Origin of the sequence: Massilia paldalensis (assembly GCF_044901715.1) — a bacterium.
Lineage (GTDB): Bacteria > Pseudomonadota > Gammaproteobacteria > Burkholderiales > Burkholderiaceae_D > Telluria > Telluria paldalensis.
On record NZ_JBJCIU010000004.1, the window covers coordinates 102,938 to 126,038 of the forward strand.

Below are 23,101 nucleotides of genomic sequence, written 5' to 3' on the forward strand. Positions count from 1 at the left end.
TCTTAGAAAATCGAAAGCAAACCTGCAGTTTACTCTGTTGCGGGGGTGAGGCCCTGATTATTTGATTTTCTTGCCCAACCACCACGTCGCCCCTGCGCAGGCAGGGCCCCAATTTCGTGACGCAGCCATGCGCGCCACATTGGGCCCCTGCCTGCGCAGGGCGACGGTTCAGCGTACGGAATTACTTGCCGGCGCGCGCAATCGCCGCAATGAAATCCCCATGCGACGGCATCACCTCCACGCACTTGCCCACCACCCGCTCGATATTGCCGAGGAAGCCGTCGAGCTCCGCATCGTCCATCAGCCCCGCTAGCGGATGCGCCGCGCGCGGGCGGACGCCCTGCCCGTGCAGCACCTGCTGCCAGCCGATCTCCGTGAACAATTCGTTGTTTTCCCGCACAACGCGGCCGTGGCTGCGGTACAGGGCCATCTTGCGGCGCAGCGTTTCCGGGATCTCCATCGTGCGCACGTGGTCCCAGAACGGCGTGTCGTCGCGCCGGGTCGCGTGGTAGTGCAGGATGATGAAGTCGCGGATGCGCTCGATCTCGAAGTCGCTCTGGCGGTTGTACTCGTCGATGTCGGCCTGGTCGAACCCCTGGTCCGGGAACAGGCTCACGAGGCGCTGCAGGCTCGACTGGATCAGGTAGATCGACGTCGATTCCAGCGGTTCCAGGAAACCCGAGGACAGGCCGACGGCCACCACGTTCTTGTTCCAGGTCTTGCGGCGGCGGCCCGCCGTGAAGCGCAGCAGCTTGGGGTCGGCCAGCGGCTTGCCGTCCAGGCTCTTCATCAGGATGGACGCCGCTTCGTCATCGCTCATGTGGCGGCTGGAATACACGTGGCCGTTGCCGGTGCGGTGCTGCAGGCCGATGCGCCACTGCCAGCCGGCCGGGCGCGCGCTGGCGCGGGTGTACGGCAGCAGGTCGGACGCCAGCTCGCACGGCACGGCCCAGGCGCGGTCGCACGGCAGCCAGTGGCTCCAGTCCTCGAAGCCCGTCATCAGCGTCTGCTCGATCAGCAGCCCGCGGAAACCCGAACAGTCGAGGAACAATTCGCCCCGCACCGCCTCGCCGCTCTGCAGCACGACGGCGTCGATGAACCCGTCCAGCGGCCGGCGCCGCACGTCGACGATCCTGCCTTCGGTACGCACGACGCCGTGCGCCTCCGCGTACTTGCGCAGGTAGCGCGCGTAGAGGCCCGCATCCAGGTGGAAGGCATACACGATGTCGGCCAGCGGCGAGTTCGCGACCTCGTTCGTCGGCCGCATGAACTTGGACGCGTGCGCCGCCATGCGGTTGATCGAGTAGCGCTCCAGGTCCGGCGCCTGGCCGGCCAGGTGGGCGCGCAGCCAGTACTGGAAGAAGTCGACGGTGCCGCGGTCCTGGCCGAACTTGCCGAAGCCGTGCATGTAGCGCTCGCCGATGTGCCCCCAGTCCTCGAACTCGATGCCGAGCTTGAACGTGGCCTTGGTCTCGCGCACGAACTCGTCCTCGTTGATGCCGAGCACGCTGTTGAACAGGCGGATCATCGGGATCGTCGATTCGCCGACGCCGACGGTGGAGATCTCGTCCGATTCGACGAGCCGGATCGCATAGCGGCCCTGCAGCAGGCGGGAAAGCGCGGCGGCCGCCATCCAGCCGGCGGTGCCGCCGCCAACGATCACGATGGTCTTGATGGGGTTTTCTGTCATGGTCTTCACAGGATACAAAAAAGCCCCTCTTCCCGATACGGGAGAGGGGCTCTTGTCGGTTCAAGCCAACAGGATTACAGCTTGTAGTTCAGACCGATCATCACGGTACGGCCGAAGCGCTTGTCCTCGATGACGTTGTCCTTGGTCTTACGATAGCGCATGTACGGCGCGTCGTTGACGTTGTTCATCTCGAGCAGCAGCGACAGGCCCTTCATCGCGCCGGTCTGGAACTCGTAGCCGAACTGCAGGTCGACGACCTTGTCGCCCTGGAAGTAGGTCAGCTCGCGGTCGCCCGTGTTGGTCGACACTTCGCCGATGAAGTCCGAACGGTAGCGTTCCGCCGCACGCGCCGAGAAGCCGTTCTTCTCGTAGTACACGGTCAGGCTGGCGGCGCGCTTCGACAGGCCCGGCAGCATCATGGAGCCCGAACCGCCGTTGGTGGTATCCGGCAGCGACACCTTGCTGCTGTTCTGGGCCACGTTGGCGACGACGCCGAAACCGTCCAGGTAACGGGTGATCAGGTTGAACGGCATCGACGCTGCCAGTTCCACGCCCTTGATATTACCGCCCGAACCGTTCACCGGCGAGGTGTAGATACCGACGTTCGACGGCGCCTGGTACGAGGTCGGCAGCAGCAGCGGGCTGAAGTCGAAGGTGCGGCCGGCGTTGACGATGTAGGTGTCGAGCTTCTTGTAGAACAGCGCGGCGCTCACGTAGGCCTTGCTTTCCCAGTACTTCTCGTACGCCAGGTCGATCGACTTCGCGCGGAACGGCTTCAGCTGCGGGTTGCCGCCGTCGCCGGTGAACTGGCCGCGCGTCTGGTCGAAGGAGAAGCTGCTCGAGGCACGCATGTCGTTCAGGTTCGGACGCGCCATGATCTTGGCCAGCGACAGGCGCAGCGATTGCTGATGACCCAGGTCGCCGATCAGGTTCAGGCTCGGCAGCACGTCGTTGTAGCTGGTGCCATCCGTGTAGTTGCCGGTCGGACGGGTGTTTTCGTTGGCGCCGCCGTTTTCATCCACGGAGAACGCCGTCGATTCCTGCTGGGTGTGGACCAGCTGCAGGCCCAGGGCGCCGCGCACCGGCATCGGGCCGATCTGCGAATCGATGTTCAGCTTGGCGAACGCGGTCGACACCTTTTCCTTGACGACCCAGTCCTTGTTGTAGATGTCCGGGTGCAGCTTGGCCTTCAGGTCGTACACCGAATTCAGGTTGGCGATCGGGTCGAAGGTCAGCATGCTGATGCCGCTGGTACCTGCCAGCGCGGCGCCGGAACCCGACGGGAAGGCCGCCGTGGCGAACGGGCTGGTGCTGCCCTTGATCGACAGCAGGTTCTCCGTGTAGTCGCGGGTCTTCGAGCGGTTGGTGACGTTGGCGCCGAAATCGATCTTACTGAACACGCCCCACAGGTTGTCGAGGTCGCGGACCAGGTCGAAGCGCACCGCGCCCAGCTTGTCGTAGTTGTGCGGGAACTTGACGTAGCCGGCCTGGATGTCGGCGCCGCCCCAGCCCTGCGGGTCGGTCAGGCGGACCGATGCCGGATCGGCGTAGTTGACGCGGGTGGTGAAGGCCTGGCTGCCGGCCGTGAAGCCGACCGTGTCGAAGCCGGTGCCGCTGCCGTAGGTCTCGATATTGGTGCCGGTGCGTTCGGCCGAGTTGAACGACAGGTCGAGGTTCGCGGTCCAGTCCTGGTTCAGTTTCAGCTTGTTGTTCCAGCCGATCGACTTCGAGGTGTCGCTGAAGCTGACGGCGTCGTTGCGCAGCACGGCGCGCACGTTGTTGAACTGGCCCGAGGTAACGGTATTGCCCGACAGCGTGGCGTTGATCAGCTGGCCCGGACGGTCGTAGGCGTTGTTGGTCGCATCGGACAGCGGCAGCTGGATGCCGTGGGTGCGGGTGTCGCGGTCGTACTTCGAGTAGAACAGGTCGACGGTGCTCGAGAAATCGCGGCTCGGGCGGTACTGGATCACGCCCATCAGGCCGTTGCGCTCCTGCGCATAGGTCTCGGTGAACGCCTCCATGCCGGTGTACGGGATGTTGACGGTCTGGCCGTTGTAGGTGGTGGTGCCGTTGCCCCACGAGCCGAAGCGCGTGGTGTTGCCGCTCACGCCCTGCAGGCGGCTGAAGCCGAAGGCGATACCGACCTGGCGGTTCGCGAACTGGTCGATGTACGAGAAGGTCGTGCGATTGCCGTGGCCATGCGAATCCATGCCCAGGCCGCTCTTTTCGCGACGGTAGTTGAATGCGACGGTGCGCTTGTTGAAGTCCAGCGGACGCACGGTCTGCATGTCGATGGTGCCCGACAGGCCCTGGCCGACCAGGCCGGCGTCCGGGGTCTTGTACACCACCACGCCGGACAGCATCTCGCCCGGGTACTGGTCGAATTCGACGTTGCGGTTGTCGCCCACGGATACCTGCTCGCGGCCGTTCAGCAGGCCGGTCGAGAAGGCCGGCGACATGCCGCGGATCGAGATCACGGACGCGTTGCCGTGCTCGTCGCGCTGGGCGGTCAGGCCCGGCAGGCGCGAGATCGATTCGGCGATCGACTGGTCCGGCAGCTTGCCGATGTCTTCGGCGGAAATCGCCTCGACGATGGAGTCGTTGTTCTTCTTGACCGAGATCGCAGCTTCGATGCCGCGGCGGATGCCGGTCACCTTGACGGTCTGCACACCGCTGTTGGCGGCGCCGGTGGCGGCGGCAGCCTGGGTATTGGCATTGGTCGTGTTGGCCGGGGTGTCGGTGGTGGTTTCTTGCGCGTAGGCCGCGTGGCTGGCCAGGGCGATGAAGACGGCGCAGCCGGCTGCTACCGGGCTGAGCGGGAAGGCGGTGCGGATGCGGGCCGGCACGGAGCCCGCCGAGCGCTTGCTAGCGAAAAGGTTCATGTGTCCCCTCAAAATCGTACAGAACTTCGTTTTTTTGTCCCGAAACGTTTGCCCTAGAGCCAACAACACGGGAGCCAGATGCAAACGTTCTATTAGACGTTCTGTCAAGGATTCTGTACTAAAACTAGATGCACTGTCAACGTGACTTACTTCGGACTACTTGAATGTAGGTTTTTTACGGAAAACTCACAAAATATATCCCTTTTACGTTGTATTCGAGCTACAAACTGGACATACAGACACTGTAGTCGTACTACAAACCGCTTTCCAAGCACCAATTTTGTTCGTTTTTGCACAATTTTGGTGCGAAATCGCGTAGTAGATTTACAGAACATGGATGCACGGAGTGACAATCCCTTGCTTTCCTCCTTCTACCGTGCGTAGGAAAACTAGAAGCACGATTGTAGCCAGCGTTGCTCCCCTACCCGCCCTGTAGTATTCTCGCGGCAATAATAGAAAAAGGGCATGTTTCCAGCCTGAATTTCATCGCGCGTTGGATGTAGTTACGCTACTTCGACGCCCTGCCCGCATACTCCGGAGACCCGACCTCGATGCACAAGACCCTTGCCACGCTGCTGATCGGCAGCGCCTTCCTGGCCGCCTGCGCCCACGCCCAGACTCCCGCTGCGAACCCTGCCACGGCCCCCGCCGCCGCCGGCCCGGCCGCCGCGGCGACCGCCATCGACCACATGGATCCGCCGTTCTGGTGGGCCGGCATGCAGGACAAGCGCCTGCAGCTGATGGTGCACGGCCGCGCCATCGCCGACCTGGACCCGGTCATCCAGTATCCGGGCGTGCGCATTACCCAGGTGACGCGCGTGGCCAACCGCAACTACCTGTTCATCGACCTGGAACTGGCGCCCACCGTCAAGCCGGGCAGCTTCGCCATCGACCTGCGTGGCCAGGGTGCCGCTGCCGGCCGCAGCGCCAGCTACACCTACCGCCTGCTGCCGCGCGAAGCCGGTTCGGCGCAGCGCCAGGGCTTCGACACCAAGGACGCGATCTACCAGGTGATGCCAGACCGCTTCGCCAACGGCGACCCGCGCAACGACAGCGTCGAGGGCCTGCCCGACAAGCTCGATCGCAAGCTGGGCCACGGCCGCCACGGCGGCGACATCCAGGGCATGATCGACCACCTCGACTACATCGCGGGCCTGGGCTTCACCCAGCTGTGGCCCACCCCGCTGGTCGAGAACGACATGAAGGCGGCGTCGTACCACGGCTACGCCGCCACGAACCACTACCGGATCGACCCGCGCTACGGCAGCAACGAGGACTACCAGCGCCTGTCGCGCGCGGCGAAGCAGCACGGCATCGGCCTGATCCAGGACGTGGTGCTGTCGCACATCGGGCTGAACCACTGGTGGATGAAGGACCTGCCGACGCCGGACTGGGTCAACCACGGCAAGTTCGTGCCGACCATGCACCACCGCACCGCCGTGCAGGACCCGTACGCGTCCCGCGAGGACGCGGAGAACTTCACCACCGGCTGGTTCGCGCCGACGATGCCGGACATGAACCAGACCAACCCGCTGGTGGCGAACTACCTCATCCAGAACAACATCTGGTGGATCGAGTACGCCGGCCTGTCGGGCCTGCGCATCGACACCTTCGGCTATTCCGACGGCGCCTTCCTCAGCGAATTCACGAAGCGCCTGATGGCCGAATACCCGAACCTGAACATGGTCGGAGAGGAGTGGAGCAAGCTGCCGGCCGTCGTGTCGCACTGGCAGCGCGGCAAGGTCAACTTCGACGGCTACGTGAGCCACATGCCCAGCCTGATGGACTTCCCCCTCACGGAGGCGATGCGCGACGCCCTTGCGGACAAGAAGGGCGAGAACATCTTCGGCAACGTCTACGAGACGCTGTCGCTGGACTACCTGTATCCGGACCCGCAACGCCTCGTGCTGTTCGAGGGCAACCACGACATGGCGCGCATCTACAGCGTCGTGAACGAGGACTACGACCGCTACAAGATGGACATCGTGTTCCTGATGACGATGCCGCGCATCCCCCACTTCTACGTGGGCGACGAGATCCTCATGACGAGCGAGACCAAGGTCCGCGACGACAACAGCTACCGCCACGACTTCCCGGGCGGCTGGGCCGGCGACCGCATCGACGCCTTCACGGGCAAGGGCCTGACGGCGCGCCAGAAGGAAGCGCAGGACTTCGTGCGCAAGCTGGTCAACTGGCGCAAGAACACGCCGGTGATCCACCACGGGAAGCTGATGCACTACGGCCCCGAGCAGAACACCTATGTGTACTTCCGCTATGACGGCGCGAAGAAGGTGATGGTCGCGATGAACGCGAACAGGAAGGACGTGACGCTGAAGGCCGAGCGCTTCCGCGAAATGCTGGCGGGCGTGGCATCCGGTACCGACGTCCTGACGGGCAAGACCGTCAACCTGAAGGACGAGATCAGGCTGCCGGCCGGTTCCGTCGTCATCCTCGATATCTGATCGTAGGGTGGGCACCACGTGCCCACCGCAACGCCAACACACCGCAAACGTTCTGGTGGGCACGTGGTGCCCACCCTACGCCATGAAAAAATCACTCATCGCCCTCGCCCTCTTCTCCCAATCCATCGCCGCCGTCGCTGCCGAAGCGCCGCCGCTGCGCTACGACATCTACGTGCGCGGCGCCTTCAACGGCTGGGGCACCGACAACGTCCTCGCCTACAAGGGCAAGGGCGTCTATGAAACCGACATCCTCGTCAGCCCCGGCAACCATGCCTTCAAGATCGGCAGCAAGGACTGGGCCGCGGAATGGGTCGCCGATCCATCGGCCGCCGTGACGGTGGCGCTGGGCAAGGCCTATCCGCTGGCCACCGAAGCCGGTCCCGAGGACTACCTGTTCAGTAAGCAGACGGCGACCTACCGCTTCCGCGTCGACGTCTCCGACCCGAAGAGGCCCGTGCTGAGCGTAACGCGCATCGAGACGCCGTCGCAGGGCCCGGCCGCCGATCCGCACCGGGGCGCGGCGGTGGAAGCATCGCTCGTGTTCCCGACCTGGGACGGCAAACAGGAAACGGCGCGCTTCTCGACGAAGGATGCCCAGGCGGGCCTGCGCACCTACGCGCATTCGACCACGATGCAGCTGCGCGACCCCGGTCCGCAATACCGCAGCTACGGCGAGGATGCGGCGCTGCCCTACGTGCGCAGCGGGAACCTGGCCTTCGACGCGCTGTTCGCGCTGGCCGGGCGCGAGATGCGCGAAGACTCCGTCAAGGAAATCCGCGACGGCAACTACAACGGCAATGCCGCCATTCCCTGCGACTGCTTCGAGACGGGGGAGAAATGGCATTACGTGTGGACGCGCGACCTGTCCTATGCCGTCGACCTGGGCCTGGGCATGCTCGACCCGCAGCGCGCCCGTAATTCGCTGGATTTCAAGCTGTCCGGCTGGCGCGCCAGCGTGCCGAAGGCGCCGCAGGTGGCGAGCAGCGGCAACGGCGTGCAGATCGTACAAGATACGGGCAGCGGCGGCAGCTGGCCCGTCAGCACGGACCGCATCACCTGGGCCTTCGCGGCCGAGGAAGTGCTGAAGAACCTGGCGCCGCAGGAGCGCCGCACCTTCGCGGCCCGCGCGCTGGAGGCGCTCACCAATACCATCGAGAACGACCGCCTCGCCGCCTTCGACCAGGCGGCCGGCCTGTACACGGGCGAGGAATCCTTCCTCGACTGGCGCGACCAGAGCTACGCCAGCTGGATTCCGTCCGACCTGGCATCGATGGCGAGCGCCAAGGCGCTGTCGACCAACGCCGGCCACTACAAGGCCTTGAGCGTGGCGGCGTCCCTGGCACGCGAAGCGGGGCACAAGGACCAGGCCACGCGCTACGAAGCCTGGGCCGCGCAGCTGAAGCGCGCCATCAACGACCGCCTGTGGCTGGACGACGCGGGCATGTACAGCAGCCTCACGGCCGCCCATTTCGATGGGGCGCCGCTGCACAAGTTCGACTGGCTCGGGCAGTCGCTGGCCATCGTGACGGGCATCGCCGACGCGGACAGGGCGCGGCGCATCCTGGCCAGCTATCCGCACGGCCCGATGGGCGCGCCCGTGATCTGGCCGCAGCAATACGACATGCCGGTCTACCACAACCGCGCGCTGTGGCCGTTCGTCACGGGCTACGGCCTGCGCGCGGCGATCATGGGCCGCAACGTGGCCGTGGCCGACGCCGCCTACGACAGCCTGATGCGCGGCGCGGCCCTGAACATGTCGAACATGGAAAACCTGGAATGGCTGTCCGGCCAGTCCGTGCTGCTGGACGAAGCGCATCCGAACTTGATCGGCCCCGTGATCAATTCGCGCCGCCAGCTGTGGTCTGTGGGCGCCTACCTGGGCATGGTGGTGCGCGACGTGTTCGGCGTCTCCACCACCGCCGATGGCATCGCCGTGCAACCGTTCGTCACGGCGAAGCTGCGCGCCGGCGTGTTCAAGGACACCGACCGCGCCACCCTGGCCAACCTGCGCCTGCAGGGCCGCACGCTGAGCGTGACGCTGCGCCTGCCACAGCCCGCCCCGGCCGGCACCAACGGCTACTACGCCGTGGAACGCATCCTCGTCGACGGCAAGCCGGCGTCCGGCGCCATCGCCTGGGACGGGTTGAAGGACGGCAGCCGCATCGAGGTCGTGCTGGGCAAGCTGGTGACGAGCAGCCCGGCCATCCGCCGCGTCGACGCGAACCCGTACGAGGAGACGCCGGCAGTGTTCGGTCCGCGCGAGCCGCGCATCGCCGCCGTGCACCGCAGCGGCAAGGACAACACGGTCGCCATCGATGCAGCCGCGGGCCCCGCCGCCACCTACAACCTGTACCGCGACGGCAAGCTGGTGGCCGCGAAGCTGGCGCCGGGCAGCTGGACCGACCGCGGCGCGCCCGCCACGGCCTGCTATGCGGCCGAAGCCGTGTTCGCCGCGTCGAACAACTACAGCCACCACGGCATCCCGCGCTGCGTCGATGCCGGCGTGTCGATCGCCGCGACGGACAAGCGCGTGTCCGCGAGCGTGCCGCTGGCCGGACCGAACGCGCGCTTCGCCGAGCCGCACCTGGCGAACTGGGGCAAGCCGGACGACCGCTTCGTGGTGAACGACGTGCGCGTGGACGGCGACGGCGACTACGCCGTCCAGGTCCGTTACCACAACGGCGCCAACCAGGTGAACCTGGGCATCAGCGGTGGCGTAAAATGGCTGGCGCTCGAGGATGCATCGGGCCGGACCGTCGCCGGCGGCGTGATCCAGCTGCCCCATGCGCGCATCGACAAGGCGAATACGCCCACCGTGTATTCGACCCCGTTGACGGCGCGCCTGAAGGCGGGCCAGGCCTATCGCATCCGGATGAGCGACTTCTACAACATGAGCTACCTGCAGAGCAACAGCACGTTCAGCGCGGCCGGCGGCGTCGAGGGGCCATCCAACCGTTTCGACATCTACGGGGTGCGCCTGCTGAAGACGCGCTGAAGCCGGCGCATGACGGCGGCGTGCCGTCCTGCAGGCGGCAACCGGGAATACGAACGATGAAGCTGTTTACCAAGGGCCTGGCGGCGCTGGCCGCCGGCCTGCTGCTGGCCGCCGGCGCCGATGCCGGCGCCACCACCGTGCGCGTGCACTACACGGCGGGCAAGGAAGGCATCCGCATCCGCGCCGACAAGGGCGCGGCCGGCTGGTCCAAGGGCGTCGCCGCGACGGCGTCCGACGCGCCCCTGAACGTCTGGACCTATACCTGGCCCGACGCGCTGGGAGAAATCGCCATGAAGCCGACGCTGGGCGAGGACAAGGTCTCGATCGGCGGCGTCTACAAGCTGGCGCCCGGCGCCACGGTCGACATCTACCCGTTCTTCGGCGCGCCGTTCGGCAAGGTAAGCGTGGTGAAGGACTTCGCCTCGCCGCAGCTGAACAACAAGCGCAGCCTGCGCATCTACCTGCCGCCCAGCTACGAGGAAAACCCGGCCAAGCGCTACCCGGTGCTGTACATGCAGGACGGCCAGAACCTGTTCGATGCGAAGACGGCGGCATTCGGCGTCGAGTGGCGCGTCGACGAGACGATCAACCGCCTGGTCGCCACCGGCGTGATGGACGAGGTGATCGTGGTCGGCATCGACGCGTCGCCCGACCGCATTCCCGAGTACACGCCCTGCTGCGATCCGAAATACGGCGGCGGGCAGATCAACGCCTACGACGCCTTCGTGACGGCGACGGTCAAGCCCTTCGTCGACCGCAGCTACCGCACCCTGCCCGGCAAGGACAGCACCGCCATCCTCGGCTCCTCGCTCGGCGGCCTGGCGGCGGTGGCGATCGCCCAGCGCCATCCAGACGTGTTCGGGCAGGCCGGCGCCATGTCCGGCTCGTTCTGGTGGAACGACGGCGCGGCGATCGCCAAGCCGGCGAACAAGGTGCCGGTGCGCTTCTACCTCGACGCCGGCACCCGCGACGACGGCGCGGCCGACACGCTCAGGATGCGCGACGCCATGCTGGGCAAGGGCTACAAGGAAGGCACGGACCTGATGTTTTACTCCGCCGAAGGAGCGCGCCACAACGAGAAATCCTGGTCCGAGCGGGTGGACAAGCCGCTGGCGTGGTTCTTCCCGTGGGGCGCCAGCAGGCAGTGAGCTAGAACGCTTCCCACTCCCGGGCCGCCGCCGGCGCGCGGGCCAGGCGTGGTGCGGTGGCGTGCGCTGCCGGCGCCGCTACCGGTGCGGGCAGCGCATCGTTGCGGTCCCCCGCCAGCTTGAACACGCCCACCGCATCGGCCAGCGCCATCGCCTGTTGCTGCAGGGCGTCGGCCGCCGCCGCGGCTTCTTCGACCAGCGCCGAGTTCTGCTGGACCACCGTGTCCATCTGGCCCATGGTCTCGTTGATCTGGATGATGCCGTCGCTCTGGCGCACGGCGTGGTCCGTGATCTCGGCGATGATCGCCGCCACGCGGCGCACGCTGGCCACCACGTCTTCCATCGTGCTGCCCGCTTCGCCCACGAGGCGGCTGCCCGCCTGCACCTTGTCGACCGAGTCGCCGATCAGCGTCTTGATTTCCTTCGCCGCGGCGGCCGAGCGCTGGGCCAGCGTGCGGACTTCGCTGGCCACGACGGCGAAGCCGCGCCCCTGTTCGCCCGCGCGCGCCGCTTCCACGGCCGCATTCAGCGCCAGGATATTGGTCTGGAACGCGATGCCGTCGATGACGCCGATGATGTCGACGATCTTGCGCGACGAGGCATCGATCTCGCCCATCGTGCCGACCACCTGCGCGACCGCGACGCCGCCGCGCTCGGCCACGCCGGACGCCTCCTCGGCCATGCGCCGCGCCTGGCCGGCGCTGTCGCGGCTCTGGCGCACGATCGACGTCAGCTGCTCCATCGACGCGGCCGTTTCCTCCACCGAGCTGGCCTGCTCTTCGGTGCGCGCGGCCAGGTCCTGGTTGCCCTGGGCGATCTCGCTGGTGGCCACCGAGATCGTGTCGGTGCCGCTGCGCACGCGGGCGACGATGCCCGCCAGGCTTTCCTGCATGTGGCGCAGCGACGCCAGCAGCATGCCGACTTCGTCCTTGCGGTCGACCACGATCGGATGCGACAGGTCGCCCGCGGCGACGGTGCCGGCGATCGCCACCGCCTCGTGGATCGGACGGGTGATGCTGCGCGCCAGCCATAGCGTGATGGCGGCGGCCACCGCGAGCACGCTGAGGAAGGTGGCGATGGCCAGCCTGCGCTCGGCCTGCTCCGCCTCCTGCTTTTCCTGCTTCATGGTGGCGATGGTGGCGTGCGCATGGTCCAGGATCGTGGCGACGATGCCGTCGATCTTCGCGGTCGGGGCGCGGTCCATGCCCTTGACCCGGGCATCGAGGCGCTGGTAGCTGGCCGGGTCGGCGGCGTCCCAGGTCTTCAGCGCGGCCTGGTAGCGTTCGTTCAGTTCGCGCAGCGCCGACTGCGCATCCCCGACCTTCTCGGACGGCACGCCGAGCCTGGACAGCTGGCCGTCCAGTTCCCCGAGCTTGGCCAGCGTGGCGCTGCCGCTCTTGCCGAAGGCCTCCTGGTACTTCGCCAGCGCGGCCGGGTCGCTGCCGCGTACGAGGATGTTCTTCCATTCCTGCACCTGGACCTTGAATTCCACCTGGGCGGCGCGGGCCGTGTCGGCGGCAAGGGCCAGCGCCTCGACCTTGTCCAGCGCCGCGGACGCGCGCGCGTTGGCTTCCCCAAGCGCGTACCAGGCGTTCAGGCTGACGATCAGCAGCGCGCACAGGAACAAGCCGCCGAGCAAACCGAGACGGGTGGAAATCTTGAGGTTGACGAGTTTCATGGCCACTATCTGCCGAATTTGATGAGATAGGAGAATAATGACCAAAGGCAACTACATATACCAGCGCAATCGTCGCAAAATTGCCGAACTGTTTGTTTCAGGCAACGGTTAACCGGGAGGCTTAAAATCGATGCTATACAAGTTGACACCGCCGTCTCCCGGCACCAGGTGCATGAAGCGCTCGAAGCGCATGCCGAGCCTGCCCAGCAGCCCGTTCGACGCCACGTTCCCCGGCGTCGTGATCGCCAGCACGCGCTGCAGTCCCAGCGTGGACGCCAGTGCCAGCACGGCGGATGCCGCCTCGAACGCATAGCCCTGGCCGCGGTGGGCTTCCAGGAAGGCATAGCCGAGATCGACGCCGGGCAACGTATCGCGCTTGATCAGGCCGCACGTGCCGATCGGTGTGCCGCAGGCGCGCAGCGTGACCACGTAACTCGAATGGCCGCGCGCGCGCTGCATGGCGACGGGGCCCTCGGCCACCATGCGCCGCGCATCGTCCAGCGTGCGCACGCCGCGGTCGCCGATGTGCGCAAGGAAGCCGGGGTCGTTGAGCAGCGCGAGGAAGAACGGCGCGTCGTCCAGCGTGGCCGTGCGCAGGCGCAGGCGGCCGGTCGACAGGATCTCGCCGCCCTCCGTCATGCCTCGTCCTGCGCTTGGTCCTGCTCCTCGTCGGCGAGCTCCCAGCGTGCCGGATCTTCCAGCAGCTTGTACATCACGTAGGCGTCGACGTAGCCCAGGCGGCGGTGGCGGTAGGCCTTGGGCAGCGTGCCGACGATGGAAAAGCCGAGGCGCTTCCACAGGTGGATGGCGGCCGTGTTGGTGCTGACCACGTAGTTGAACTGCATCGCCAGGTAGCCCCGGCGGCGCGCCTCCCCGAGGCTGTGCTCCGCCAGCAGGTGCCCGATCCCGACGCCCTGGGCGTTGGGGCTGACCATGTAGGACGCGCTCGCGACGTGGCTGCCGCGTCCCAGCTGGTTCGGCACCAGCTTGTACATGCCGAGCACGCGCTCGCGGCCCTTGACGGCCACGAAGGTCGTGGCCGGTGCGCCGAACCAGTAGTCATAGGATGCCTCACGGTCCATGTCCGGCCCATGGGGAAAGGTTTCTCCGGCGGCGACGTGCGTCTGGAAGATGCCATACATGGCATGGAAATCTTCTTCGGTGGCGGGGCGAATCTGGATATCGTTCACGTGCGGAACCTGCTTGCGTGTGTCGAAAGCGCTCGATTCTAAACCGGGTTCGTCAGTACGGGCGCCTTTCCAAAGAGACTTTTTCGTAAATATTTCTGCGGAATAAAAGGAGGAAAGAAAACCTTCCTGGCGGCTATTCCTGAGCCCGGTTCAAGCGGAAATCGACCATCTCTGGGCGCCCCGGCAGGCGCAGCGCGGCGCGTGCCGGCGGCGCCTCGCTGATCACCCGGCCACGGCGCAGCACGAGGCGCCGCGCCGCGCGCAGGCGGATCGCCTCGACGGGGCTGCCAGCGTCGAGCCAGACGAGGTCGGCCTTGCAGCCGGGCGCGATGCCGTAGCCCTGCAGGCCCAGGATGCGCGCGGGCGTGGCCGTCACCGCCTCGAAGCACTGCAGCATGGCGGCCTGCCCAGTCATCTGCGCCACGTGCAGGCCCATGTGCGCCACTTCCAGCATGTCGCCGGAACCGAGCCCGTACCACGGGTCCATCACGCAATCGTGGCCGAAGGCGACGGGCACGCCGGCCGCCAGCAGTTCCGGCACGCGGGTCATGCCGCGCCGCTTCGGATAAGTGTCGTGGCGGCCCTGCAGCGTGATGTTGATGAGCGGGTTGGCGATCGCCGCCACGCCCGATTCCGCGATCAGCGGCAGCAGCTTGCTGACGTAGTAGTTGTCCATCGAGTGCATCGACGTCAGGTGGGAGCCCGTCACCCGGCCCTGCAGGCCCAGGCGCAGGGTTTCCGCCGCCAGCGTCTCGATGTGGCGCGACAGCGGGTCGTCGCTCTCGTCGCAATGCATGTCGACCATCAGGCCCTGCCCGGCGGCGTATTCGCACAGCAGGCGCACCGATTCGGCGCCCTGCGCCATCGTGCGCTCGAAGTGCGGGATGCCGCCGACGACATCCACGCCCATCCCGATCGCCCGCTTCAGGTTGTCGAAGGCGCCGGGACTGCGCAGCAGGCCGTCCTGGGGAAAGGCGACCAGCTGCAGGTCGATGTACGGGGCCACGCGGCGCTTGACGTCCAGCAGCGCCTCGACGGCCAGCAGGCGTTCGTCGCACACGTCCACATGGGTGCGGATCGCCAGCAGGCCGCGCGCGGCCGCCCAGTCGCAGTACTGCAGCGCGCGCTCGACCAGGGCGTCCTGGGCCAGCTGCGGCTTCAGTTCTCCCCACAGGGCGATCCCTTCGAGCAGGGTGCCGGAAGCGTTCACGCGCGGCAGGCCGTAGCTCAGCGTGGCGTCCATGTGGAAATGGGCGTCGACGAAGGGCGTGCTGACCAGGTCGCCGCCCACGTCGATCGCGCGCCCCGCCTGCACTTGCAGCGCGAGGCCGACCGCGGCGATGGTGTCGCCGTCGATGGCGATGTCGATGTTGCGGCGGCCGTCGGCCAGCGTGGCGTTGCGGATGACGAGGTCCATGCATGCTCCGGATTGATGCGCTTGTCGCAAGATTAACACGCAAGACATCGAATGTTGCATTGTCAATGATCTAGATCAGTGGCTAATGCTGCGACGCAAGATTTCCTTGTAAAAACAACATAGAATTTCCTTTTCAACCCAAATGAACACCCTTACACTCTTCGCTATTGCAGTGCGTCATAACCCGAACTGAAAGACAAGGAACCCAGATGACTTTACTCTCCGAACAGTTGTCCGCCGTCCGCAAGTCCCAGTGGGAAGCCCAGCTCGACATGTTCCGTGCGCTGAGCACCCGTGCGCTGGACAGTACCGAGCAGTTGATCGCGCTCAACATGAACACGTCGCGCCGGTCGATGGAACAGGCGGCCGGCACTTTCCGGCAGATGCTCGACGTGCGTGATCCGCGCGACCTGCTGGCCCTCGGCACGGCGGCGCAGGGACAGTGGCAGCAGCTGTTCAGCTACGGCCGCGACCTGCTGGGCATCGCCACCGGCAACCGCGTGCAGTCCTGGAGCACGGTATGGACCACCCTGCCGCTGGCCGCGCCGGCGCCGAGCGTACCGCGCCTGTCCGCGCCGCCGGTGCTGGAACAGGCGGCCATCGCCACCGCCGAGGCGACCACGGTCGTGAGCGAAATCGCGGCGGCGGCCACCGAATCGGGCAGCGCGCTAGCCGAGGCCACGCTGGATGCCGGCCAGCAGGCCGTCTCCCGGGCGACCGGCGACGCGGCCCAGCCGCAGCAACCGCAGCAGCAGCCCGCCGCCCCGGTCGATGAGCCGACCGAGCTGGAAGCGGAAAAGACGAACGAGGCGCCTTCCGAGCAGCCTGCCGGCGAGGCGGACGACGCCGGCGCCACGGTCGACGGCGCCCCGTCGGTCGTGACGAAGGAAGCGGCCGCCGACCCGATCGACGCCGTCATCGCCGAGGAAGCGCCGCCGGCCAAGGCCAAGCCGCTGGCGCGCGCCCTGAACAAGGTGGCGCCGAAACCGCTGGCCGCCGGGCACCCGCTCGCCTCGACCGTGCCGCTGGAAGCGAACGGCCACGTCGCGCTGCCGATCGTCACGCCGGTGGAAAGCACGCCGCCGCTGCACATGCCGGCGCAGGAAGGCAAGCCGGCGCGCGCGTCGCGCAAGAAGTGAGCGCTCCGCTGCGCCGTCGCCGCGGACGCCACGGCATGCAGCGCCGCATTGCCTCTGCAAAGGACGGTCAAAAATAGTACATTAGCGGGCCTCGGCCCGCCTGTCGTTCCATTCCTTCGAAGCGGGCCGCGGCCCGCTTTTTCTTTTCCGGCCTCCGTCCGGCAGTAATAAGAACAGGATATTCCATGGGTCTGGCAAGGCTGATCGGCGGCTTCGTGCGCCGGCATTGGCGCTCTTATGCATCGTCGGCGGTCATGCTGTTCGGCGTGGCCGTGTGCACGGTCCTCATTCCCCGCAAGACGGGCGCCCTCATCGACGGCCTGGCCGCGCACCGCCTCGGCCAGCACGAGCTGGTCGTGGGCATCCTCGAGCTGCTCGGCCTGGGCCTGGCGATCTACGGCTTGCGCGTGGCCTGGCGCCTGCGCCTGTATTCGGCCGCCTACCGCCTCGGCGTCGAGCTGCGCACGCAGCTGTATGCGCGCCTGGCGGCCCAGGGCCCCGCCTTCTTCCAGCACCAGCGCACGGGCGACCTGATGGCGCTGGGCACCAACGACATCGACGCGATCGAACAGGCCGCCGGCGAGGCGCTGCTGGCCGCGTTCGACGGCAGCCTCACGCTCGTCATGGTGCTGGGCGTCATGTTCCTGGGCGTGGACTGGCGCCTGACCGCCATTGCCCTGCTGCCCTTCCCGCTGATGGCGCTCGCGTTCTGGCACATCTCGAGCCACATCCATACGGCGTCCGGCGATTCGCTCAAGCGCTTCTCGGACTTGAACGACCACGTCCAGGAGACGCTGTCCGGCGTGCGCACGCTGCGCGCCCTCGGCCTGGAGGCGCGCAGCAGCCAGCAGTTCTCGCAACTGGCCGCCGGCGCGGCCGAGGCCAGCCTGCGCGCCCAGAAATGGGAAGCCGCGTACGAACCGGCCGTGGGCCTGACGCTGACGGCGGCCACCGCCCTGACGCTGGGCCTGGGCGGCTATCTCGTGTGGCAGCAGCAGCTGACCATCGGCGCCCTGACCAGCTTTTCCATGTACCTGGGCCAGCTGATCTGGCCGATGTTCGCGGCCGGCTGGGTGCTGTCGCTGATCGAGCGCGGCCGCGCCGCCCTGGCGCGCCTGCAGCCGCTGCTGGAGACGCCGCTGAGCGTCGACGACCACGGCACCGTGGCGCAGCTGGAACCGGGCCCGCTGGTGTTCGAGCATGTCGGCTTCGCCTACGGCAGCCACGAACCGCAGGAACGCCGCCAGCTGCCGCGCCTGGCGCTGGACGACGTCTCGCTGCGCCTGGAACCGGGCCGCACGCTGGGCCTGGTGGGTGCCACCGGGGCCGGCAAGTCGACGCTGCTGCGCGTGCTGCTGCGCCAGGCCACGCCGCAGCAGGGCCGCGTTCTCTGGGGCGGCCACGCGCTGGACGACTACACGCTCGCCACCCTGCGCTCCGGCATCGCCTGGGTGCCGCAGGAATCCTTCCTGTTCTCCGCTTCGATCGCCGAGAACATCGCGCTGGGCCGTCCCGGCGCCTCGCGCGCGGAGGTGGAGCAGGCCGCCAGGATGGCGGCGATCCACGACGACATCCTGCGCTTCCCGCAGGGCTACGACACGCCGGTCGGCGAGAAGGGCATCACGCTGTCGGGCGGCCAGCGCCAGCGCGTGGCGATCGCGCGCTCGCTGCTGGCCGACAGTTCCCTGCTGCTGCTGGACGACGCGCTGTCGGCCGTCGACACGGGCACCGAGACGCGCATCCTCGAACACCTGGACGAACTGCGCCGCACGCGCCCGCAACTGTCGGCGATCATCGCCAGCCACCGCCTGTCGGCCGTGGTCAAGGCCGACCTGATCGTCGTGCTGCGCGACGGCCGCATCGTCGAACGCGGCACCCACGAACAACTGCTCGCGCTGGACGGCTGGTATGCCGGCCAGTGGCGCTACCAACAACTGGAGGCCAGCCTCGATGCCATCTGATCCGAACCAGGCCACCAAGAGCGTCAGTGGCGCGCAGGCGAAACAGGCCGCAGGCCTGCTGCGCCGCGCCGCCTACCCCGATCGCGCCCACCTGGGCTGGGCCACCGCCTGGCTGGTCGTCGCCGCCGCGCTGGAAGTGCTCGGCCCCCTGCTGGGCAAGAAGCTGATCGACGACCACCTGCTGCCGCACCACCTGGACTGGACCCGCATGGCCCTGCTGCTGGGCGGCGTGCTGGTCACCGGCTGGGTCGCGTCGTGGCTGCGCTTCCTGCAGCTGGTACGCCTGTCGGGCCTGGCGATGCGCTCCGTGCAGCGCCTGCGCGAATGGGTCTACGGCCACGTGCTGCGCCTGCCGATGGCCTTCTTCGACCGCGCCATCACGGGCCAGCTGGTCAGCCGCGTCACCAACGACACCGAGGCCGTCAAGACCCTGTACATCCAGGTGCTGTTCGTGATCCTGGACAGCAGCATCGTCCTGGTCGGCACCTCGGTCGCCATGGCGTGGCTGGACTGGCGCCTGATGCTGATCGTGCTGGCCCTCGTCCCCGCCGTGCTGGGCATCGTGTGGCTGTACCAGCGCCTGTCGGCGCCGGCGGTGACGCGCGCGCGCGCCCTGCGCAGCGACATCAACGGCCAGATGGCCGAATCGATCGGCGGCATGAGCGTGCTGCAGGCGAACAATGCCCAGCACCGCTTCGGCCAGCGCTTCGCCGCCACCAACGAGCAGCACTACACGGCGCGCGTGGCCGAGCTGCGCGCCAACGCCTTCCTGCTGCGACCCGCGCTCGACTTCCTGAACGTGGTGCTGCTGGCGGTGGTGATCTACAGCTTCGGCCAGCGCAGCATGAACGCGGTCGAGGTCGGGGTGCTGTACGCCTTCATCAGCTACATCGCGCGCGTGGTCGAGCCGCTCATCCAGATCACCATGCAGTTCAGCGGCCTGCAGCAGGCCGTCGTCGCCACCGCGCGCGTGGCCACGCTGCTGGACGAGGCGGCGGCGGCCGAACATGCGGGCGACCGCGTGGCCGCCGAGCGCCCGGTCGTCGCGCCCGACGTGCCGGCGGTACGGGTGCGCAACGTGAACTTCGCCTACGTCCCCGGCCAGACCGTGCTGCACGACCTGTCGCTGGACATCCCGCAGGGCGCCTTCTTCGGCATCGTGGGCCACACGGGCAGCGGCAAGTCGACCTTCCTGTCGCTGCTGCTGCGCTACTATGCCTTCGACGACGAGGCGCTGGGCAACCGCGGCAGCATCGACCTGTTCGGCGAGCCGCTGGCCGGCATCGACAATGTCCGCTTCCGGGCGGAGGTGGGCCTGGTGCCGCAGGACCCGTTCCTGCTGGCCGCCTCGGCCCGCGAGAACATCGACATGGGCCGCGGCCTGCCGCAGGACACCATCGAGGCGGCAGCGCGCGCCGCCCATGCCCACGACTTCATCATGGCGCTGGAACAGGGCTACGACACGGCGCTGGGCGAAGGCGGCTCGCGCCTGTCCTCGGGCCAGAAACAGCTGATCGCGATCGCCCGCGCCCTCGCCGGCCGCCCGCGCATCCTGCTGCTGGACGAGGCCACGTCGCGCATCGATAGCCAGACCGAGCAGATCGTGCAGCAGGCGCTGGCGGGATTGCGCGGCCAGGTGACCATCGTCGCCATCGCCCACCGCCTGTCGACCATCCGCGACGCCGACCGCATCGTCGTGCTGAACCACGGCCGCATCAGCGAGGCGGGCCGGCACGAGGAGCTGATGCAGATCGAGGGCGGACTGTACCAGCGGCTCTACCTGCTGCAGCAACTGGCCGTGTAATTTCACCTTTGGAAAGCCTACTGTTCAATTTCTGACACAGTAGTGTGTCTTTTACGCATACTGGTCACAAAATTGATCTTTCTCGCTAGCAAGCGGCCTATAATTTCGCCTCTCGACCCGTCCTGGGTCGAACGACGAATTCCTGGGGAACTATGTTGGCAGCCCTGTATAGCGCATTGCGGCACCATGGCCGCCACCTGCTGCGGGGCGCCCCCCTGCTCGCGTCCCTGCTCGCGTCCCTGTCTGCCCCCGTTCCGGCAAGTGCCCAGGACGACAACCCCGCGCCGCTGGACCGCATCACCCAGATCGAGGAGATCACCCGGGTCACGCCCCAGCGCGCCATTCCCCTGCTCGACAAGCTCGATGCCGAGACGCGCAGCGGCACGCCGGCCGAACGGGCCAACTACCTGATCCTCGCCTGCGACCTGCGCCACCGCCTGGGTGACCACGTCAAGTCGGCCGCGCTGTGCGACGAGGCGTTGCGGCTGGCACGCCAGGCGCGCGACAACGACGTCATCGCCAAGGCCATGCTGTCCAAGGCCTACGCGCTGTTCAGCCTGAACGAGATGACGAAGTCGCACGAACTGATCTGGGCAGCGGAACAGGCCAGCGCGGCCAGCCGCGATGCCGGCCTGCGCGTGCGTGCCCTGATCTCCTCGGGCGAGGCCTTCGGCGAGGACGGCAACCTGCCGATGGCGCTGGTCAAGACCCAGGCCGCCGTCACGCTGGCGCGCCAGACCGGCCAGCCGCTGCACGTGCTGGTCGCCCTGAAGGCGCTCGCCTACCAGTACTACCTGATCCGCGAATACGACAAGGGCTTCGAGGCGATCGGGGAAGCCGAGGACATCGCCGTGGCGATGAAATGGCCGGGCCGCCTGGCCATCCTGAAGACGACCGAGTACTTCCTTTCCGTCGGCGCCGGTACGCTGCAGCGCGGTACCAGGGTGCTGCTCGAGGCGCTCGCCCTCGAGCGGGAAATCGGCGCGGACGAACTGATCGCGAATACCCTCGTCAACCTGTCCGACGCCTATCTGCAGCAGTGCAAGTATCCCGAGGCGCTGTCGTATGCCCAGCAGGCGCTGGGCCAGGCCCTGCGCCTGCACAACGATGGGCTCACGGCCACGGCCCGCATCAACGTCGGCCATGGCTACCTGGGCATGGGCCGCCTGGCCGAGGGCAAGAAGACCATCGAGGAAGGCATCGCCTGGTACGACCGCGCCGCCAACAAGCCGGACCTGCAGAGCGTGCTGGTCGAATACGGCGACGCGCTCGAGCGCGTCGGCGACCTGGCCGGTGCGCTGGCCGCCTACCACCGCGAGCGCAAGCTGTCCGACGAACTGTTCGAGGCGCGCCGCCAGAAGGCGGTAACGGAACTGCAGGAAAAATACGAGGCCGACAAGCGCCAGCGCCAGATCCAGCTGCTGCGCCAGGAGAACCAGGTCAAGTCGACGGAGCTCGACAACCCCCGCCTGCAGCAACGCATCTGGTGGCTGCTGGCGCTCGTGTTCGCGCTGGCCTCCGTCATCGTCGGCATCCTGTACCGCAAGGTGCGCAATGCGAATGCCCAGCTCGAGGAGAAGAACCAGGAACTGAAGCAGCAGAGCGCGCGCGATCCGCTGACGGCGCTGTACAACCGCCGCCACTTCCAGGAATTCATGCGCAGCCACGACGGCGTGGAGCGGCGCCACGCCGGCGGCGACGACATGGTCGGCGCCATGATCCTGCTCGACGTCGACCACTTCAAGCACATCAACGACACCTACGGCCACGGCGCCGGCGACGCCGTGCTGCGCGAGATCGCCGACGCGCTGCGCGACATCCTGCGCGAGACCGACATGATCGTGCGCTGGGGCGGCGAGGAATTCCTCGCCTTCCTGCCGGCCGTCCCGCGCGGCAAGCTGGACGAGGTGGCGCGCCGCCTGCTGTCCGGCATCCCGGCGCGCACCATCGACTGGCAGGGCATCACGCTGTCGGTCAACGTCTCGATCGGCTTTGCCCCGTTCCCGCTGGCGCCGGGCGGCGCCGCCATCTCGTGGGAGCGCGCCGTGAACATCGTCGACATGGCGCTGTACCTGGCCAAGGGCCACGGCCGCAACCGCGCCTACGGCGTGCGCGGCCTGGTGCCACTGGACGAGGCGGCGATGGACGTGGTCGAGCAGGACATCGAACAAGCCTGGCGCGACGGCCTCGTCGAGCTGTCGATCGTGCAGGCCGATCCGGCCGAGCTGCACGCCGCGTCCTGAGTCACGGAGCGACGGGCTTGGGCCTATCCCGGTAGGGTGGGCACCACGTGCCCACCGGGCGCTGACGTGACCGGAGCACTTGGTGGGCACATGGTGCCCACCCTACGGTTTGGCGCCTGCCCGACCATGTTCTCAATGGGCGGCCTGCTGGATCTTCTGCCCCGTCTCTTCCACTTTTTCCCCGACCTTCTCGGTAGCGCGGTCCAGGTTGCGGCGCGCTTCCTCGGTCGCGTCCTCGGCATCGATGCGGGCGCGGCGCGCCGCGGCATCGGCCTTGACGACCTGTTCCTGCACCTTGTCCCTGACCTTGTCGCCGGCCTGGTCGACCGCGGCGGCGGCGCGGGCGCCGGCATCGTCGACGGCCTTGCCGGCGCGCTCGGCCGGACCGGGGCCGGCGTCGTTGTGGTTGCAGGCGGACAGCAAGGCGGCGACCGAGAACATGGCGATGAGCGATAAGCGTTTCATGACGGATCTCCTTTTTGTTGTCAAATA

General features: G+C 67.3%; 14 protein-coding genes. 7 read left to right on the forward strand and 7 right to left on the reverse strand.

From position 1 onward, the window contains the following. Positions 1-181 precede the first annotated feature (181 nt). Together ACI1V7_RS19900 and ACI1V7_RS19905 are read right to left on the reverse strand one after the other, a co-directional pair. Positions 182-1,690: a tryptophan halogenase family protein gene (locus ACI1V7_RS19900; RefSeq protein ID WP_404533515.1), complete on the reverse strand. Its 1,509-nt coding sequence runs from the start codon at positions 1,688-1,690 to the stop codon at positions 182-184. A 74-nt stretch (positions 1,691-1,764) separates the two neighbouring features. Beyond that, entirely contained in the window at positions 1,765-4,572 is a 2,808-nt protein-coding gene (locus tag ACI1V7_RS19905) for a TonB-dependent receptor (protein ID WP_404533516.1), read from the reverse strand. A 551-nt stretch (positions 4,573-5,123) separates the two neighbouring features. Between ACI1V7_RS19905 and ACI1V7_RS19910 the strand changes: the two genes are divergently transcribed. The 3 genes from ACI1V7_RS19910 to ACI1V7_RS19920 all read left to right on the forward strand — a co-directional run bounded on the left by ACI1V7_RS19910 (position 5,124) and on the right by ACI1V7_RS19920 (position 11,177). Beyond that, the gene (locus ACI1V7_RS19910) at positions 5,124-7,034 is read left to right on the forward strand and encodes a glycoside hydrolase family 13 protein (protein ID WP_404533517.1); all 1,911 of its coding nucleotides are present in this window, start codon (positions 5,124-5,126) and stop codon (positions 7,032-7,034) included. A gap of 82 nt (positions 7,035-7,116) precedes the next feature. Next, positions 7,117-10,029 carry an MGH1-like glycoside hydrolase domain-containing protein gene (locus ACI1V7_RS19915; RefSeq protein ID WP_404533518.1) on the forward strand — a complete coding sequence of 971 codons (2,913 nt, stop codon included), beginning with the start codon at positions 7,117-7,119 and terminating at the stop codon, positions 10,027-10,029. Between the two features lie 56 nt (positions 10,030-10,085). Then, on the forward strand, positions 10,086-11,177 hold the full coding sequence (locus ACI1V7_RS19920) for an alpha/beta hydrolase (protein ID WP_404533519.1): 1,092 nt from the start codon (positions 10,086-10,088) through the stop codon (positions 11,175-11,177). Position 11,178: 1 nt separating this feature from the next. Here the strand turns inward: ACI1V7_RS19920 and ACI1V7_RS19925 are convergent, their stop codons facing one another. The 4 genes from ACI1V7_RS19925 to ACI1V7_RS19940 all read right to left on the reverse strand — a co-directional run bounded on the left by ACI1V7_RS19925 (position 11,179) and on the right by ACI1V7_RS19940 (position 15,462). After that, a complete protein-coding gene (locus tag ACI1V7_RS19925) occupies positions 11,179-12,855 on the reverse strand; it encodes a methyl-accepting chemotaxis protein (RefSeq protein ID WP_404533521.1) in 1,677 nt (558 codons plus the stop codon). A gap of 108 nt (positions 12,856-12,963) precedes the next feature. Next, positions 12,964-13,494 carry a GNAT family N-acetyltransferase gene (locus ACI1V7_RS19930; protein ID WP_404533522.1) on the reverse strand — a complete coding sequence of 177 codons (531 nt, stop codon included), beginning with the start codon at positions 13,492-13,494 and terminating at the stop codon, positions 12,964-12,966. Further along, the gene (locus tag ACI1V7_RS19935; RefSeq protein ID WP_404533523.1) at positions 13,491-14,045 is read right to left on the reverse strand and encodes a GNAT family N-acetyltransferase; all 555 of its coding nucleotides are present in this window, start codon (positions 14,043-14,045) and stop codon (positions 13,491-13,493) included. The genes ACI1V7_RS19930 and ACI1V7_RS19935 overlap by 4 nt, the downstream gene beginning before the upstream one ends. A gap of 133 nt (positions 14,046-14,178) precedes the next feature. Next, positions 14,179-15,462, reverse strand: coding sequence for an amidohydrolase family protein (locus tag ACI1V7_RS19940; protein ID WP_404533524.1), 1,284 nt, complete (start codon positions 15,460-15,462; stop codon positions 14,179-14,181). A gap of 209 nt (positions 15,463-15,671) precedes the next feature. Between ACI1V7_RS19940 and ACI1V7_RS19945 the strand changes: the two genes are divergently transcribed. The 4 genes from ACI1V7_RS19945 (at position 15,672) to ACI1V7_RS19960 (ending at position 22,609) form a co-directional block, all read left to right on the forward strand. After that, a complete protein-coding gene (locus ACI1V7_RS19945) occupies positions 15,672-16,601 on the forward strand; it encodes a phasin family protein (RefSeq protein ID WP_404533525.1) in 930 nt (309 codons plus the stop codon). Between the two features lie 185 nt (positions 16,602-16,786). Next, positions 16,787-18,562: an ABC transporter ATP-binding protein gene (locus ACI1V7_RS19950; RefSeq protein ID WP_404533526.1), complete on the forward strand. Its 1,776-nt coding sequence runs from the start codon at positions 16,787-16,789 to the stop codon at positions 18,560-18,562. Continuing rightward, positions 18,552-20,366 carry an ABC transporter ATP-binding protein gene (locus ACI1V7_RS19955; RefSeq protein WP_404533527.1) on the forward strand — a complete coding sequence of 605 codons (1,815 nt, stop codon included), beginning with the start codon at positions 18,552-18,554 and terminating at the stop codon, positions 20,364-20,366. Before ACI1V7_RS19950 ends, ACI1V7_RS19955 begins: the two co-directional genes overlap by 11 nt. Before the next feature lie 152 nt (positions 20,367-20,518). Beyond that, a complete protein-coding gene (locus tag ACI1V7_RS19960) occupies positions 20,519-22,609 on the forward strand; it encodes a tetratricopeptide repeat-containing diguanylate cyclase (protein ID WP_404533528.1) in 2,091 nt (696 codons plus the stop codon). Between the two features lie 132 nt (positions 22,610-22,741). Here the strand turns inward: ACI1V7_RS19960 and ACI1V7_RS19965 are convergent, their stop codons facing one another. Then, positions 22,742-23,074, reverse strand: a complete 333-nt coding sequence (locus ACI1V7_RS19965) for a hypothetical protein (protein ID WP_404533529.1) — start codon at positions 23,072-23,074, stop codon at positions 22,742-22,744. Positions 23,075-23,101 lie beyond the last annotated feature (27 nt).